Origin of the sequence: Photobacterium damselae (genome assembly GCF_003026815.1) — a bacterium.
In the GTDB taxonomy this organism is placed as follows: Bacteria; Pseudomonadota; Gammaproteobacteria; order Enterobacterales; family Vibrionaceae; genus Photobacterium; species Photobacterium damselae.
Genome location: NZ_PYOG01000009.1, coordinates 42,490 through 60,510 on the forward strand (window position 1 = coordinate 42,490; position 18,021 = coordinate 60,510).

Genomic DNA, 18,021 nt, shown 5'->3' on the forward strand with positions numbered 1-18,021 from the left:
TTAATTATTGCCATTTACGGTGATATGCACCAAGCGTAGTTTGGCGGCCTTCTGAGACATTACCTAGACACTGATTCCAAGCCGGATCAACGCTGTAACCTTCAGGATTTGCTAAATAGCGATCAATGGCTGCACGCCAAGTACGAGTCACTTGCTCTACATAAGCAGGACTACGTTGACGACCTTCGATTTTCACCGAGGCAATATTGGCTTTAAAGAGCTCAGGTAAGATCTCTAAAGTGTTAAGGCTGGTCGGTTCTTCTAGTGCGTGATAGCGTTTATCGTTGCCATCGAGATTAACGTCAAAGCGGCCTTTACATAGCGTCGGGTAACCTGCGTTTTCCCCTGCGCTATAGCGGTCAATTAGCACTTCATTTAAGCGAGATTCAAGACCTTGGTTGGTTTCTTGCCAGCGAACATATTTGGCTGGAGAACAAGCACCGACAGTATTAGGCGATTCACCTGTCATGTACGAAGAGAGATAGCAACGACCTTCCGACATAATGCATAAGCTACCAAATGCGAACACTTCGAGTTCAACATCGGTATTGCGCGCTAATTGCTTAACTTGATGAATCGATAGTACGCGAGGCAGTACCACCCGCTTTACATTAAAGTTCTGCTTATAAAAATCGATGGCTGCGGTATTGGTTGCTGATGCTTGAACCGACAGATGCAGTTCAAGATCTGGATAGCGTGTTGCTGCATATTCAAGGACAGCAATATCAGCCACAATCAGCGCATCAACGCCCATTGCTGCTGCATTATCGACCGCTTTTGTCCAACGAGAGAAACCGTCTGGGTGAGCAAAGGTATTTAGGGCAACATGCAGCTTTCGGTTATGATCTCGAATGTATTCAACTGCTTTATCTAATTTTCGTCCCGTAAAATTTAGACCTGCAAAATGGCGGGCATTAGTATCATCTTTGAAACCGATATAAACCGCATCTGCACCATTATCAACTGCCGTTTTTAAGGCTGGAAGGTTACCAGCGGGGCAAAGTAGCTCCATATTATATTTATCATCCAGTCTTTTCTACGCACCTAATTGAAGGTGCATAGTAATCAATCATGGGGTCAATATAGGTGGCTTTTCCTGCAACAGTTTTGATGTCAGGCAGGTTTTTGTTGATTTAGAACAATTTTTTACAAAGTTTATACTCTGTTCGCAATTTTATTCACTTCTGTGTTTATTTTGCAAAAGTACGCCCTCAAGCTCTTGTTTAGGTTGTGGTCGATAGAAGTGAAACCCTTGAATATAATCACAATTTAAGTTCGATAGTAAGATTGCTTGCTCTCTTGTCTCAACGCCTTCTGCCACTAAACTCATGTTTAATGCCTTACCTAAATTGATGATATTTTCAATTAAGGTGACTTGCTTTGGTACTTCATCAATATCTTTAATAAAAGCGCGATCGATTTTAAGTTCATCGAGAGGGAAACGCGCTAAATATGATAGTGAAGAGTAACCTGTGCCAAAATCATCAATAGAAAGAGCAAAACCGAGTTGTTTAATGGCTTTGAGCATCGAAATAGTGTGTTCGCTGTCACTCATAACTGCACTTTCTGTAAGCTCAAATGTAATATCATCAGGATTAATGCCTGTTTGAAACTTAAGTTGTTTCATAAAGGCGATAAGGCTTGGGTTGCCAAATTGTTGAGGCGATAAGTTAATAGCGACTCTGCCTGGCATAAGGCCTCGGTCTTTCCATTTCTTAACAGTGGAAAAAACTTCGCGCATAACGACACGACCTAATTGTTCAATAAGTCCTGATTCTTCTGCAACGGGGATAAACTGGGCCGGGCTAATATAACCTTCTACGGGGTGTTTCCATCGCACCAATGCTTCTGCACCGTTAATTGCAAAGTCTCGTGCATTTACCTTTGGTTGATACCAAACTTCGAGCCCTTGATTCTGTAGTGCTTTTTGCAGCTCAATTTCAAGCCAAAGTCGCATACGGGCTTCTTTGTTCATGGCGTCATCGAACTTAATAAAACGGTTACGGCCACGATGTTTGGCTTCATACATCGCGGTATCGGCGTTTTGTAATAAGATTCGGGCATCGTTACCATCACCAGGGTATTGCACCAAACCGATTGAGCAGGCTAAATGTTTTCGAAAATGGTGTAGATCAAAAGGTTGGTTGATTTGATTGATCACATTTTGACAAAGTTGCTCACCACTAAACTCTGAATCTGCTTGAGGCAATAGAACACAAAACTCATCTCCCCCTAAGTGACCAATAATAGCGTGTTTAGGTAATAGGTGACTAAGGCGATTACCAATCTCCTGGAGAACACGATCCCCAATATTATGGCCTAGAGAATCATTGATATTTTTGAAGTTATCAATATCAAGGTAGAGCATCAACAGTGGTATTTGCTGCTGAATATGTTGCTCTAGCTGACGAGTAAAGCCGTGTCGATTGTATAACCCAGTCAAAGGATCGGTATGGATCAGTTGTTCTATATGCTCTTGTTGTTCTGGTTGAGTGTTAGGCTTTTCCAGTTTCAGTAAATAAGCAGGGGATCCCACAAGAGTAATAGGGGTTGAGCTGGCTAAAACAGGTTGTTCTATCGCACTGTTTTTACTTGGGTAGAGTGTTTTTTTCCAAATGATTTGCTGTAGATGATAAGGTGTATTGGTGTCATCACATAACAATTGGTCTAGCGGTTTTCCAACAATTTCATGAGGTTTACTAAAGCCAAGTAGCTGGGCACATGCGGTATTGGCTTTAGTAATCATCATATCGGAAATAATACAGAGACCATCATCCACCAATTCATTGATTTTATTAAATAGAGACTCTTGTTCATCTAGACTATTGACTAAAAGCTGTCTCTCGGATGTGTCATGCGAATAGACCGCAACATAAGAGATAGCATCATTATTATTTTTGAGGGGACAAAGGGTAAATTGAACACTGGTCTCATGATGACTATCTTCTAATAGCACTTCTGTTTCAATTAATTCGCCTTGGAATGCGCGCTGATAATAAGGTTCGAGAGAGCGGTAATATGAGGCTCCGAGCACTTCACTATCGTTACGCCCAACTAGATCATTTCGTTCTAGACCGCTTAGATTACAATAACCTTGATTAACAATGACATATCTGTGCTGAGAATCAATAATAGCAAATAGGTATGGACTGTGATCGGTAAGTAGAGGAACCCAATATTGTAATTGTTCTGTTGGCATCGTTTTTAATGATTTCCCTATATTAAAGTAGCAGTTCACATCGTCGCTATACTTTTTACTACATTATGTGTCTGATGAAAATCGAGAAACTTTAGCGACTATAGTGTCGTTTTTTGATTCAAGGCATAAAACAAAACCACTACTCTGCCATACAATCAATCATTCATTGCGATGTTATTACAGGAACAAATTAACGTGATTGCTCAACTTCGAAAACATATGGTGCAATATGGCCCTTCATTGCTTCGTATCCCTGCTAAATTAACCCCATTTTCGATTCAGAAAAAAGTGATGTTAGAAGCACTTGGGATGGTCTTTAAAGAAGCTTTGGAAGACGGTGATTTTGAGTTTCTTGAAGATCGCTGGTTAAAAGTTGAAGTTCGCGATTTGGGCTTGCAGTGGTTTATCAGTTACCAAAATGAGCAGCTGGTAGTCTCAGAACAAGTTGAGCAAGAAGATGTTAGCTTCAGTGGCGAATGTAATGATTTAGTTTTGATTGCTGCTCGTAAAGAAGATCCTGATACGCTATTCTTCCAGCGTCGCCTTCGTATTGAAGGGGATACTGAGCTAGGTCTTGAAGTAAAAAATCTTATGGACAGCATTGATTTAGAATCTCTACCAGCTCCAGTTCAATTTGTCTTACAGCAGTCGGCTGACTTTATCTATAAAGGGATGCATCAGGCCGATGATGCCAAAGAGGTTGTAAATGCTCATTAGATCGGAAGCTCCTGCGGATATTTTGCCGATTGACGCGTTATTAAAGCGTGCTTTCCCAACAGATGCAGAAGCAAACTTAGTTATGGCGCTGCGTGAAAATGGCCGCCGTACTTTATCTCTCGTTGCTTGTACTGATGAAGGAGAGGTTATTGGGCATCTATTTATGAGCCCTGTAACTGTGGCAGGAGAGGATCTTAACTGGCAAGGTTTGGCTCCACTTGCGGTTGACCCCCAGTATCAAAAGCAAGGTATTGGTCTGGCTTTAATTGAAGAAGCAAAAAGTGTTTTAGCTGATTTTTATTATCCAGTTATGGTGGTCTTGGGCGATCCTAATTACTACGGTAAAGCGGGTTTTACTCCTGCCAATGCTCATCAATTACATTGTCAGTGGGAAGTCCCTGCTGATGCTTTTCAAGTGTATGCGATTGATGACGATGCCTTAAATAACCACACAGGCTTGGTTGAGTATAGCGTTGAGTTTTCAGAGCTCGCTTAATATCATTAAAACCGATGCTTGATGAGCCACTCCGTAATGGGGTGGCTTTTTTAGTAGCTAAATCTTGCAATATGCTTTAAGCGACAAATAATGAGAAGTAAGATATGTGGAATTGATATGGAACAGCGTGCAAATACGTGGTAGTTTATTTGTATTACAAATGCTTTATGAAGGAATATGGCAATGATCCCACGTAGTGTTACCTCTCCTAAAAAATTCATTATTGGTCAAAATCTACTTTCTCAACTTCCAGATTATGTGAAAGATTTTGGTGATTCTGCTTTTTTAATCTGTGATGAATTCATTTTAGATCGCGTTAACCAAGAAGCGATTCCAGCACTACAAGACGCGGGATTAAAAGGCGCGAGCGAAAAATTCCAATACGAATGTACTGATGAAGAAATTGGTCGCTTAGATCATATGGCTCGTGAGTTAGGCGCTAATGTGATTGTTGGTATCGGTGGTGGTAAAACACTTGATGTTGCTAAAGCCGTTGCTCATTTTTCTCATAAACCCGTTATTATTTTCCCAACCATTGCTTCTACTGACGCGCCATGTACTGCGCTATCTGTAGTTTATAATACCGATGGTTCTTTTAACCGTTATTTGTTCCTACCACAAAACCCAGATGCTGTGATTGCCGATACTGCTATTATTAGTGCGGCACCTGCTCGTTTCTTTGCCGCAGGTATTGGTGATGCTCTTGCCACCTTTTTTGAGGCGCGCGCGTGTTGTTATGCAGATGGCTTAAACCTAGTTCAGAAAAAAGTCTCTCGTACTGGTCTTGGTCTTGCGATGATGTGCTATGACCTTATTTTAGAAAACGTTGAGATGGCGATGGATGCTGTACGTAATCATGTTGTCACACCTGCTCTAGAAGAGTTGATTGAAGCAACAATTTACCTAAGTGGTGTTGGTGCAGAATCTGGCGGTCTTGCGGCAGCACACGCAATCAGCAATGGTATGTCTGCACTGCCTGCTCTTCACCATATTCAACATGGCGAAAAGGTTGCGTTCGGTTTATTGGTTCAGCTTGTGTTAGAAAAAGCAGATACCGAAGAAATTGAAAATGTCATTTATGTAATGAAAACCGCAGGTCTACCGCTAACTTTGGCTGATTTTGGGGTTACTGAGTTTGTTGAAGCTGATTGGCGTCAAGTTGCTGAGATCGCATGTGAACCTGGCGATACAATGTGCAACATGCCAGTTAAAGTAAATCCTCAGAAGGTGTATCAAGCAATTGTGGCCGCTGATGCATTAGCTCAACGTTATCACGACTAATCGCACTCTTTGATTTGTGAAATATTAAGAAAATGCTGATCTTTGGATCAGCATTTTTGTTGGTTGTCATTTCACTCTTTGATAGGATCTAGCGTTATTGTCGTGACATCATAGAGAGTCAAAAATGAAACAACGCGATATTCAGGTATTGCAAGAGATGGGGTTAACGGTATGGCAAATTCGCAATACCGAGCTCTTTCCTAATTTAGAGGTGCCAACCATCACGCTACCTGAGCAGTGTAAACTTCTTTTTGTATCTAACGATGAACTGAGTGAGCATGATGCTTGGTTGTTCGGCAAGATTTTAAAGAGTATGAAATTAACACCAGAGCAAGCACTGATGTTGCCATTAGATGCTTTAGATCAAATCGGTGAACACCATTTAACTTGGTGTTGGTTTGCTGGTTGTACTGGTGCTCATCCTGATGGTTGTCAGGTATTAAACTCTGTCTCTCTTCACCTTATGCATAACGACCCAAGTTCGAAAAAGGCGTTATGGCAGCAAATATGTTCTTATGACTCATAAAATTATTCCGTTACAAGCTCAGCATCTGGATGATGTTTGGCGTATTGAGCAGGCCGCTCACGCATTTCCATGGGCTGAATCAATTGTTCGCAAAGAGCCTAATAAAATTGCCGCAAACTACGCTTTGCTGGTGGACGATAAATTAGTTGGGTACTGTTTTGGTCAATTAGTCGCAGGTGAAGGCACTCTGTTAAATATTGCCATTGATCCAAACGAACAACGCAAGGGTTATGGCCGTATTTTGCTTGAAGGATTTATTGAACAACTAGAAGCTAAGCAAGCAGAAGAGATTTGGCTTGAAGTTCGTGAAAGTAATGTCAGTGCTTATAAACTGTATGAAGATGTCGGCTTTAATGAGATTAATCGTCGTGTTGGCTATTATCCAAGCCAAGATGGTCGAGAAGATGCTTTGATCATGACATATATGTTTATGTGATTTTCAAACATCACGCTACAACTCATTGAAATATTGTAGAAAGAAACAATAAAAAACCGCCCAAGAGTCGGGCGGTTTATCAAATATTATCGAACGTTAGTTATGATTAGTGCTCACGAGTTGCACGGAAATCAACTTCAGGGAAACGCTCTTTCGCTAGGTTTAGATTAACCATAGTTGGGGCGATATAAGTTAAGTTATCACCACCATCTAGTGCTAGGTTAGATTGGTTCTTACGTTTGAAATCTTCAAATTTCTTCGCATCATCACACTCAACCCAACGAGCTGTTGCCACGTTAACGCCTTCATAGATAGCTTCTACGTTGTATTCGGCTTTTAGACGCGCCACAACTACATCAAACTGAAGCACACCAACAGCACCTACAATTAGGTCGTTATTTTGTAGTGGACGAAATACCTGTACCGCACCTTCTTCAGATAGCTGAACCAGACCTTTTAGTAACTGCTTTTGCTTTAGTGGATCTCGTAGGCGAATACGGCGGAACAATTCAGGAGCGAAGTTAGGAATACCTGAGAATTTCAGTGCTTCGCCTTGAGTGAATGTATCACCGATTTGAATCGTACCGTGGTTGTGAAGACCAATGATGTCACCGGCAAAAGCTTGTTCGGCACGAGCACGGTCACCTGCCATAAAGGTTACAGCATCAGAAATACTGACTGTTTTACCCGTACGAACGTGGTTCATTTTCATACCTTGGGTATAAGTACCCGATACGATACGAACAAAAGCAATACGGTCGCGGTGTTTAGGATCCATGTTTGCCTGAATCTTAAATACAAAACCCGAGAATTTTTCTTCTTCTGCGGTCACTTCGCGCTCATTTGCTTGACGAGGGCGTGGTTGTGGAGCCCATGCAGTTAAACCATCAAGCATATGGTCAACACCAAAGTTACCCAGTGCAGTACCAAAGTAAACCGGCGTTAGTTCACCAGCAAGGAATAGCTCTTGATCGAACTCTGGACATGCACCAATGACAAGCTCAAGTTCTTCACGAAGTTGTTCTGCAAGATCGTTACCAACTTGTTCATCAAGCTCAGGGTTATCTAAACCTTTGATGGTACGAAGTTCTTGGATAGTGTGGCCTTGACCTGTGCTGTACAGAATCGTTTCATTGCGGTGGATGTGGTAAACACCTTTGAACTCTTTACCACAGCCAATTGGCCAAGTAATTGGAGCACAAGAGATATTTAGCTCATTTTCTACTTCATCAAGCAGTTCCATTGGATCACGAATGTCACGGTCCAATTTGTTCATGAAAGTAACAATTGGCGTATCGCGCAGACGAGTAACTTCCATTAGCTTACGAGTACGATCCTCAACACCTTTTGCGGCATCGATAACCATTAAACAGGAGTCAACAGCAGTAAGCGTACGGTAAGTATCTTCTGAGAAGTCTTCGTGTCCCGGAGTATCAAGTAGGTTTACTAGGCAGTCATTGTAAGGGAACTGCATCACAGAGGTTGTTACTGAGATACCACGTTCTTTTTCCATCTCCATCCAGTCTGATTTTGCATGCTGGTTAGAGCCACGACCTTTAACCGTACCGGCTTTTTGGATCGCGTTTCCGAATAATAGAACTTTTTCGGTAATGGTGGTTTTACCCGCATCCGGGTGAGAGATGATCGCAAAGGTACGGCGCTTAGCCACTTCGCTTTGATAACTGTTCGACATTAGCGTGATCTTTTCTGCAAAAAGTACGAATTGCTGCCGTTGCATGAAAGCTTCGAAACCGCAGCAAAGTAAAGAGTAAAGTTACTGTCTATTGTCGCTGATTTTGAAGTGAGACTCAATCTAGAGTAGGAATATTTCATGATTCCTATTTTTAGAGAGTAAAAGTTACTACTAATGCGAGTGAGTTCAAATATTTCATCTTGCTTTATAACTAATTGGATTATAAGTGATTTTGCTGCGTTAAAAATTTGACGCTTAATTAAATTAGAAGATATTATTTGCAATTAAATGCATCGAGTTGCAATCGGATTGCTTCAATGATGTGACAGATTGAGTGTTCAAGGATGAGTATTGCTATGAAATCGTTTGTTGTAACAACGACAGGTAAAGTTCAAAACGTTAAAGGTCACGTTGAAGCAACGGTTGGTGATCAAAGGGTAGTCTTAGTTACTGGCCAAGAGCTGCCTGCGGGATCTCAAGTTTTTGTTTCTGCTCCAAATAGTATTACGCTTGTATCACCAGATGGCGAATACTGGAATAGTTCTGAGTCTTTAGAACAACAAACAACAGACGTTCATAGTGAAATAGCAAGTATTCATCAAGCCATTCTCTCTGGTGAAGATCCTTCTACTGTTACAGAAGCCCCTGCTGCTGGAAATATAGTAAATGGTGGTGGGTTTGGTTTTGTTGAGGTTGTGCGTCAAGGTCGAGAATCTTTAGCTCAAACTCATTATGATACAGAACTTTCTCAAAGTAATACGTTTGATGTCTTTCCTTCCTTTGAATCAACACCTATAGCTACTGAGCCTAGTGCTCCAACCCCTCCTGATAATAAGCCTCCTGTTATTGTCGATATTAATGGTCAACCTATTGGCGATGACCTAAATGTAGAGGTTGCTGAAGATTCCTCAATTAATGGCCAATTAACCGCGACAGATGCTGATGGTGATGATTTAACGTTTGAGCTTGTAGATGGCTCCGAACCTACTAATGGTCAAGTTACTGTGAACCCAGATGGTTCATGGGAGTATGTGCCAAATCCTGACTTTAATGGTGAAGACAGCTTCACGGTCGTGGTTGATGACGGTAACGGCGGCACCGATACTATTACGGTAACTGTTAATGTGACCCCTGTTAACGATGCACCGATAGGTGAGGATGTTAGTGTTGAAACTCAAGAAGAGACTGCAGTAACCGGTCAGCTAACCGCGACTGATGCTGATGGCGACAACTTAACCTTCAAGCCGGGAACCAATCCAGAAAACGGCAGTGTAACTATTAATGCTGATGGTTCATGGGAATACGTACCTAATACCGATTTTTATGGTGAAGATAGCTTCACGGTTGTGGTCGATGATGGCAATGGAGGCACTGATACCATTACGGTAACTGTCAATGTTACCCCTGTTAACGATGCCCCTGAGGGTGATGATGTTAGTGCGGAAACTCAAGAAGAGACAGCGGTAACCGGTCAGCTAACCGCGACCGATGTTGATGGCGATAATCTCACCTTCAAGTCGGGCACCAATCCAGAAAACGGTAGCGTAACTGTGAACCCAGATGGCTCATGGGAGTACGTGCCAAATACCGATTTTCATGGTGAAGACAGCTTCACTGTCGTGGTCGATGATGGCAATGGAGGCACTGATACCATTACGGTAACTGTTAATGTGACCCCTGTTAACGATGTGCCTGTTGGTGAGAATGTTAGTGCGGAAACTCAAGAAGATACCGCAGTCACTGGTCAGCTAACCGCGACCGATGTTGATGGCGATAATCTCACCTTTAAGCCGGGCACCAATCCTGAAAACGGTAGTGTAACTATTAATGCTGACGGCTCGTGGGAGTATGTACCAAATCCTGATTTTAATGGTGAAGACAGCTTCACGGTTATGGTCGATGATGGCAATGGAGGCACTGATACCATTACGGTAACGGTTAATGTCACTCCTGTTAACGATGCGCCAATAGGTGATGATGTTAGTGCGGAAACTCAAGAAGATACCGCAGTCACTGGTCAGCTAACCGCGACTGATGTTGACGGTGATAACCTGACCTTTAAGCCGGGTTCAGATCCTACCAATGGTAGCGTAACCGTGAACCCAGATGGTTCATGGGAGTATGTGCCAAATCCCGACTTTAATGGTGAAGATAGCTTCACGGTTGTGGTCGATGATGGTAACGGCGGCACTGATACCATTACGGTAACGGTTAATGTCACTCCTGCTAACGATGCGCCAGTGGGTGAAGATGTCACTGCTGAAACTCAAGAAGAGACTGCAGTAACCGGCCAGCTAACGGCGACTGATGCTGATGGCGATAACTTAACCTTTAAGCCAGGCTCCAATCCAGAAAACGGCAGTGTAACTATTAATGCTGATGGTTCATGGGAGTACGTGCCAAATCCCGACTTTAATGGTGAAGATAGCTTCACGGTTGTGGTCGATGATGGTAATGGCGGCACTGATACCATTACGGTAACGGTTAATGTGACCCCTATTAACGATGCGCCAGTGGGTGAAGATGTTACTGCTGAAACTCAAGAAGAGACTGCAGTAACCGGTCAGCTAACAGCGACCGATGTTGATAGTGACAATCTCACCTTCAAGCAAGGTTCAGATCCTACCAATGGTCAAGTTACCGTGAACCCAGATGGTTCATGGGAGTACGTACCAAATCCCGACTTTAATGGTGAAGATAGCTTCACGGTTGTGGTCGATGACGGTAACGGCGGCACTGATACCATTACGGTAACCGTTAATGTCACTCCTGCTAACGATGCGCCAGTGGGTGAAAATGTCACTGCTGAAACTCAAGAAGATACCGCAGTCACTGGTCAGCTAACGGCGACTGATGCTGATGGCGATAACTTAACCTTTAAGCCGGGTTCAGGTCCTACCAATGGTAGTGTAACCGTGAACCCAGATGGTTCATGGGAGTACGTACCAAATCCCGACTTTAATGGTGAAGACAGCTTCACTGTCGTGGTCGATGATGGTAACGGCGGCAGCGATACCATTACGGTGACTGTTAATGTCACTCCAACCAATGATGCACCGATAGGTGATGATGTTAGCACTGAAACTCAAGAAGAGACTGCAGTAACCGGTCAGCTAACCGCGACCGATGCTGATGGCGACAACTTAACCTTCAAGCCGGGAACCAATCCAGAAAACGGCAGTGTAACTATTAATGTTGATGGCTCATGGGAGTACGTACCAAATCCCGACTTTAATGGTGAAGATAGCTTCACGGTTGTGGTCGATGACGGTAACGGTGGCACCGATACCATTACGGTAACCGTTAATGTCACTCCTGTTAACGATGCGCCAGTGGGTGAGAATGTCACTACTGAAACTCAAGAAGAGACTGCAGTAACCGGTCAGCTAACAGCGACCGATGTTGATGGCGATAATCTCACCTTTAAGCCAGGTTCAGATCCTACCAATGGTAGCGTAACCGTGAACTCTGATGGCTCATGGGAGTACGTGCCAAATCCTGATTTTAATGGTGAAGACAGCTTCACGGTCGTGGTCGATGATGGCAATGGTGGCAGCGATACCATTACGGTGACTGTTAATGTGACTCCTGTTAACGATGCGCCAGTGGGTGAGGATGTTAGTGCGGAAACTCAAGAAGAGACTGCAGTAACCGGTCAGCTAACCGCGACCGATGTTGATGGTGATAACCTGACCTTTAAGCCAGGCACCAATCCAGAAAACGGTAGTGTAACTATTAATGCTGACGGCTCGTGGGAGTATGTACCTAATCCCGACTTTAATGGTGAAGACAGCTTCACGGTTGTGGTCGATGATGGCAATGGAGGCACTGATACCATTACGGTAACCGTTAATGTGACCCCTGTTAACGATGCACCCGTGGGTGAGAATGTTAGTGCGGAAACTCAAGAAGAGACTGCAGTAACCGGTCAGCTAACGGCGACCGATGTTGACGGTGATAATCTCATCTTTAAGCCGGGCACCAATCCAGAAAACGGTAGTGTAACTGTGAACCCAGATGGTTCATGGGAGTATGTACCTAATACTGACTTTAATGGTGAAGATAGCTTCACGGTCGTGGTCGATGATGGCAATGGTGGCACTGATACTATTACAGTAACGGTTAATGTGACCCCTATTAACGATGCACCCGTGGGTGAGGATGTTAGTGCTGAAACTCAAGAAGAGACTGCAGTAACCGGTCAGCTAACCGCGACCGATGTTGATGGTGATAATCTCACCTTCAAGCAAGGTTCAGATCCTACCAATGGTAGCGTAACCGTGAACCCAGATGGTTCATGGGAGTACGTACCAAATCCCGACTTTAATGGTGAAGACAGCTTCACGGTTGTGGTCGATGATGGCAACGGCGGCACTGATACCATTACGGTAACGGTTAATGTCACTCCTGCTAACGATGCGCCAGTGGGTGAAGATGTCACTGCTGAAACTCAAGAAGAGACTGCTGTAACTGGTCAGCTAACCGCGACTGATGTTGATGGTGATAACCTGACCTTTAAGCCGGGTTCAGATCCTACCAATGGTAGTGTAACCGTGAACCCAGATGGTTCATGGGAGTATGTACCTAATCCCGATTTTAATGGTGAAGATAGCTTCACTGTCGTGGTTGATGATGGTAATGGTGGGACTGATACTATTACGGTGACTGTTAATGTCACTCCTGTTAACGATGCACCCGTGGGTGAAGATGTTAGTGCGGAAACTCAAGAGGAGACTGCAGTAACCGGACAGCTAACGGCGACCGATGTTGATGGTGATAACCTGACCTTTAAGCCGGGTTCAGATCCTACCAATGGTAGCGTAACCGTGAACCCAGATGGTTCATGGGAGTATGTGCCAAATCCCAACTTTAATGGTGAAGACAGCTTCACGGTTGTGGTCGATGACGGCAACGGTGGCACCGATACCATTACGGTAACCGTTAATGTGATCCCTGTGAATGATGCGCCAGTGGGTGAGAATGTCACTACTGAAACTCAAGAAGAGACTGCGGTAACTGGGCAGCTAACAGCGACCGATGTTGACGGTGATAACTTAACCTTTAAGCCGGGTACCAATCCAGAAAATGGCCAAGTAACAGTTAATGCTGACGGTTCATGGGAGTACGTACCCAATACTGATTTTAATGGTGAAGACAGCTTCACGGTTGTGGTCGATGATGGTAATGGTGGCACTGATACTATTACGGTAACCGTTAATGTCACTCCTGTGAATGATGCACCCGTGGGTGAGGATGTTAGTGCGGAAACTCAAGAAGAGACTGCAGTAACCGGTCAGCTAACGGCAACTGATATTGATGGTGATAACCTGACCTTTAAGCCGGGTTCAGATCCTACCAATGGTAGTGTAACCGTGAACCCAGATGGTTCATGGGAGTATGTACCTAATCCCGATTTTAATGGTGAAGATAGCTTCACTGTCGTGGTTGATGATGGTAACGGCGGCACTGATACCATTACGGTAACCGTTAATGTGACCCCTGTGAATGATGCGCCAGTGGGTGAGAATGTCACTACTGAAACTCAAGAAGATACCGCAGTTACTGGGCAGCTAACGGCGACCGATGTTGATGGTGATAACCTGACCTTTAAGCCGGGTTCAGATCCTACCAATGGTCAAGTTACCGTGAACCCAGATGGCTCATGGGAGTACGTACCAAATCCCGATTTTAATGGTGAAGACAGCTTTACTGTCGTGGTCGATGACGGTAACGGCGGCACCGATACTATTACGGTAACCGTTAATGTCACTCCTGTGAACGATGCGCCAGAGGGGGAGGATATTAGTGTTGAAACTCAAGAAGAGACAGCAGTAACCGGTCAGCTAACAGCGACCGATGTTGATGGTGACAATCTCACCTTCAAGCAAGGTTCAGATCCTACCAATGGTCAAGTTACCGTGAACCCAGATGGTTCATGGGAGTACGTACCAAATCCCGACTTTAATGGTGAAGATAGCTTCACGGTTGTGGTCGATGACGGTAACGGCGGCACTGATACCATTACGGTAACCGTTAATGTCACTCCTGCTAACGATGCGCCAGTGGGTGAAAATGTCACTGCTGAAACTCAAGAAGATACCGCAGTCACTGGTCAGCTAACGGCGACTGATGCTGATGGCGATAACTTAACCTTTAAGCCGGGCACCAATCCAGAAAACGGCAGTGTAACTATTAATGCTGATGGCTCATGGGAGTACGTGCCAAATCCCGACTTTAATGGTGAAGATAGCTTCACGGTTGTGGTCGATGACGGTAACGGCGGCACTGATACCATTACGGTAACCGTTAATGTGGCCCCTGTTAACGATGCGCCAGTGGGTGAGGATGTTAGTGCGGAAACTCAAGAAGAGACTGCAGTAACCGGTCAGCTAACGGCGACTGATGTTGACGGTGATAACTTGACCTTTAAGCCGGGTTCAGATCCTACCAATGGTCAAGTTACCGTGAACCCAGATGGTTCATGGGAGTATGTACCCAATCCCGATTTTAATGGTGAAGACAGCTTCACGGTCGTGGTTGATGATGGCAACGGCGGCACTGATACCATTACGGTAACCGTTAATGTGACCCCTGTTAACGATGCACCCGTGGGTGAGGATGTTAGTGCGGAAACTCAAGAAGAGACTGCAGTAACCGGTCAGCTAACAGCGACCGATGTTGATGGCGATAATCTCACCTTCAAGCCGGGCGCCAATCCAGAAAACGGTAGCGTAACTGTGAACCCAGATGGTTCATGGGAGTATGTACCCAATACCGACTTTAATGGTGAAGACAGCTTCACGGTTGTGGTCGATGACGGCAATGGTGGCACTGATACCATTACGGTGACTGTTAATGTCACTCCTGTTAACGATGAGGCGGTCATAGGCGGCGACGATCATCAATCGTTAATCGAAACCAACGAAGTCCTAACCACAGGCGGCACCTTAACCGCAACGGATGTTGATAACCCAGACAACAGCTTTAAGCCGCAAGAGGGGGTATCGGGTCAATACGGTCAGTTTACGATCAACAGTCAAGGTGAGTGGACTTTTGTCTCCAACGGCGCTCTGGATGAATTGGCCGAAGGGGAGGTGGTCACCGACCACTTTGTGGTGGAGTCCATCGATGGCACCGAGCACACCATCACCGTTGAGATCGTTGGTACCAACGAGGAACCACAAGCTCATGATGATCGAGTGACAACGAAGGAAGATAACGCGATAGCGTTAGATCTCTTGAGCAACGATAGCGATGTGGATGGCACCATACAGATCACTCAGATTGCCGGAGTGGAATTAACTGGTGGGGAGCAAGAGATAACGGTTGAAAACGGCCAAATCCGAGTGGCAGCCGATGGCACCTTAACCTTTGTTCCAAACGCCAACTACAGTGGCGATGTGAGCTTTGATTATCAAATTACCGATAACCATGGTGCGACGTCGGAGGCGACCGTCACGATTAAAGTGATGCCAGATAATGATGCACCAGAATTTGATCAAGACAGTTATCAGTTTAATTATGATGAAAATAGTACAGAAGGAACGGTTATTGGCAAAGTAACCGCCACTGATATCGATAGTAGTGCTCTCAATTATGAGATCTCACAAGGTAATGATAATGGCTGGTTCCAAATTAATGATAAAGGCGAAATAACCTTAACTGAAAAAGGGTTACTTGCCGCCGCAAACGATTATGAATTAGGTGATAACGAGCATCAATTACAAATTATAGTGTCAGATGGCGGAAAACAAACGACTGTCGATGTTGTTTTAAATGAGCAAAATGTGAATGAAGCGCCAACTGGACAAAATATAGAGATCACTACCAATGAAGATACTGCCGCAATTTTAAGCTGGGAGCTATTTAATGCTCAAGACATTGATACCCCAGACAGTGAACTCAGCATTAATATCACCAAGTTACCAGCTAATGGTGTGGTACAAATTCAAGTTGATGGACAATGGCAAAATATTACGACTTCAACATTATTAACAAAGGCTATGTTTGATAATGGAGATGTTCGCTTTGTTCCTGAACTCAATCATTCATCTGGCATGGAGGGGAGTGAAGATACTGGCAATAACGGCAGTATTTATGCGGAGTTTGATTTTGTTATTTCAGATGGTGAATTGCAAAGTCCTGAATACTCAACGGTGATTCATGTTAATGCTGTAGCCGATAAAGTTGATATCGAATTTATTATTGGCCAGGGTGTTTATCATAATGGCTCCATTTATCAAGATGGAAAAGACTTCATTAGTTGGGAAGATACGTTAATCAATGTGGGGGATAAAGCTCATTCTTTAACCGAAGATACTGATAGTTATCAGATTAAAGATAAAACAGCAATTAAAGGTAACGGTGGTAATGATGTTATCTCAGGGCATTTCAGTACAGAAGATCTCATTTTAATTGGTGATGATGGCATTCTTGGCAATAACGATGTGGATGTGAATCTTGATGGCTCACCTGTTAATCCAGCCAATACGGTTAATGACACTCTATATGGTGGCTCTGGTAATGATATTTTAATCGGGGAACAAGGTAATGATTCTCTATATGGTAATGAAGGCATTGATACCGCAGTATTTGCTGGGAATTTTAATGATTACCATATTAGCAATCCAACAGTGAGCCCAGGTGGCAGTATCTTTATTCAAGTTACGGATAAAGATTACTCTTTGAAATCACCATTTGCAGGAGAGGGGCAGGATGCGCTTTATGACATCGAGCGTCTTCAGTTTGCTGATGGCACCTATTACTGGGATCAAGAAGACGGGCAGTGGGTTAAAGAACAACCAATAATGACCTATCCTTTGGATATTAATGTCACTCTGACCGACTTAGATGGCAGTGAATCAATAACTGAAATCCGATTAGCTGGATTGGTTGAAGGGGCTGTGCTCTACGCGAGTGATGGTAAAACGGTATTAGGTATTGCTGATGCAGAAGGAAGTATTACGTTAACCGGATTGTGGAATAGTTCAGATTCATCCGTCTCGCTCTCTGATCTTAAGTTGGTTGTTGATGCTGAACTTGCTGATCAAATTAAGCCAACAATCACTGTGGTTAATCAGGAAAATAGTAATTTAGATCAAAATATTACTCATGCTGACGGTATTTCAATGAATGGCCGCTCACGTTCATTATTCTCTGTTGAACAACAGGATGATGAGTCATCAATGGAGAGAGCTGAGCGTTTATTGAGTGAGTCAGAAGATGAACATCCATTATTAGGTTTGATGCAAAATCAAGATGACTATCAATCTTCTTTATTACAAGAGGATATATTGTTAGATAGTGTTGGAGTTTTGACTGAACAACCAGAAATATTATCTGATTTTGATATTGTGAATGATAAATTAGATCTATCACTCCTATTAACTCATGCCACAACAGAAACGATTGATGAGTATATTTCGTTTTCACAAAGAGATGATAACAGTGTGATTACTATTAATGATCAGGCTGAAGAGACTGAGATTATTTTAGAAAATATCACACTAGATGAACTTAGCGATAATTTAGGCATTATCACAAATGGTTTACTAACGTATCAGGAAGATGAGTTGATATTTAATGATTTGGCTTCCAATAGCTCTCAAGAATTGACCGTGATTCCAAATCCAGTAATTGATGACAACTTATAAATATTAAAATGAGGGTGGGT

The 18,021-nt window shown here is 43.5% G+C and carries 9 protein-coding genes; 6 read left to right on the top strand and 3 right to left on the bottom strand.

Features of this window, described 5'->3' with window-relative positions:
* Positions 1–4 precede the first annotated feature (4 nt).
* Together ubiU and CTN07_RS10415 are read right to left on the bottom strand one after the other, a co-directional pair.
* Complete coding sequence (gene ubiU / locus CTN07_RS10410; RefSeq protein WP_005301121.1) at positions 5–1,012, bottom strand: ubiquinone anaerobic biosynthesis protein UbiU; 1,008 nt, start codon at positions 1,010–1,012, stop codon at positions 5–7.
* Positions 1,013–1,174: 162 nt separating this feature from the next.
* Positions 1,175–3,199: a sensor domain-containing protein gene (locus tag CTN07_RS10415; RefSeq protein WP_005301118.1), complete on the bottom strand. Its 2,025-nt coding sequence runs from the start codon at positions 3,197–3,199 to the stop codon at positions 1,175–1,177.
* A gap of 195 nt (positions 3,200–3,394) precedes the next feature.
* On the opposite strand from CTN07_RS10415, the gene ubiT reads away from it, so the two are divergent.
* The 5 genes from ubiT to rimI all read left to right on the top strand — a co-directional run bounded on the left by ubiT (position 3,395) and on the right by rimI (position 6,655).
* A complete protein-coding gene (ubiT, locus tag CTN07_RS10420) occupies positions 3,395–3,916 on the top strand; it encodes a ubiquinone anaerobic biosynthesis accessory factor UbiT (RefSeq protein ID WP_036764391.1) in 522 nt (173 codons plus the stop codon).
* Positions 3,906–4,412: a GNAT family N-acetyltransferase gene (locus CTN07_RS10425; protein WP_036764389.1), complete on the top strand. Its 507-nt coding sequence runs from the start codon at positions 3,906–3,908 to the stop codon at positions 4,410–4,412. The genes ubiT and CTN07_RS10425 overlap by 11 nt, the downstream gene beginning before the upstream one ends.
* A gap of 183 nt (positions 4,413–4,595) precedes the next feature.
* Positions 4,596–5,693: a glycerol dehydrogenase gene (locus tag CTN07_RS10430; RefSeq protein ID WP_005301112.1), complete on the top strand. Its 1,098-nt coding sequence runs from the start codon at positions 4,596–4,598 to the stop codon at positions 5,691–5,693.
* Positions 5,694–5,817: 124 nt separating this feature from the next.
* Entirely contained in the window at positions 5,818–6,219 is a 402-nt protein-coding gene (locus tag CTN07_RS10435; protein ID WP_036764387.1) for a DNA polymerase III subunit psi, read from the top strand.
* Positions 6,209–6,655 carry a ribosomal protein S18-alanine N-acetyltransferase gene (rimI, locus tag CTN07_RS10440; RefSeq protein ID WP_005301109.1) on the top strand — a complete coding sequence of 149 codons (447 nt, stop codon included), beginning with the start codon at positions 6,209–6,211 and terminating at the stop codon, positions 6,653–6,655. Before CTN07_RS10435 ends, rimI begins: the two co-directional genes overlap by 11 nt.
* A gap of 106 nt (positions 6,656–6,761) precedes the next feature.
* Here rimI and prfC read toward each other — a convergent pair whose 3' ends face one another.
* Positions 6,762–8,348 carry a peptide chain release factor 3 gene (prfC, locus tag CTN07_RS10445; RefSeq protein ID WP_036764385.1) on the bottom strand — a complete coding sequence of 529 codons (1,587 nt, stop codon included), beginning with the start codon at positions 8,346–8,348 and terminating at the stop codon, positions 6,762–6,764.
* Between the two features lie 356 nt (positions 8,349–8,704).
* Here prfC and CTN07_RS10450 point away from each other — a divergent pair, with 356 nt between their 5' ends.
* Positions 8,705–18,001 (top strand): Ig-like domain-containing protein, encoded by a 9,297-nt coding sequence (locus CTN07_RS10450; protein ID WP_005301102.1) that lies wholly within the window; start codon positions 8,705–8,707, stop codon positions 17,999–18,001.
* The last annotated feature ends 20 nt before the right edge of the window (positions 18,002–18,021 follow it).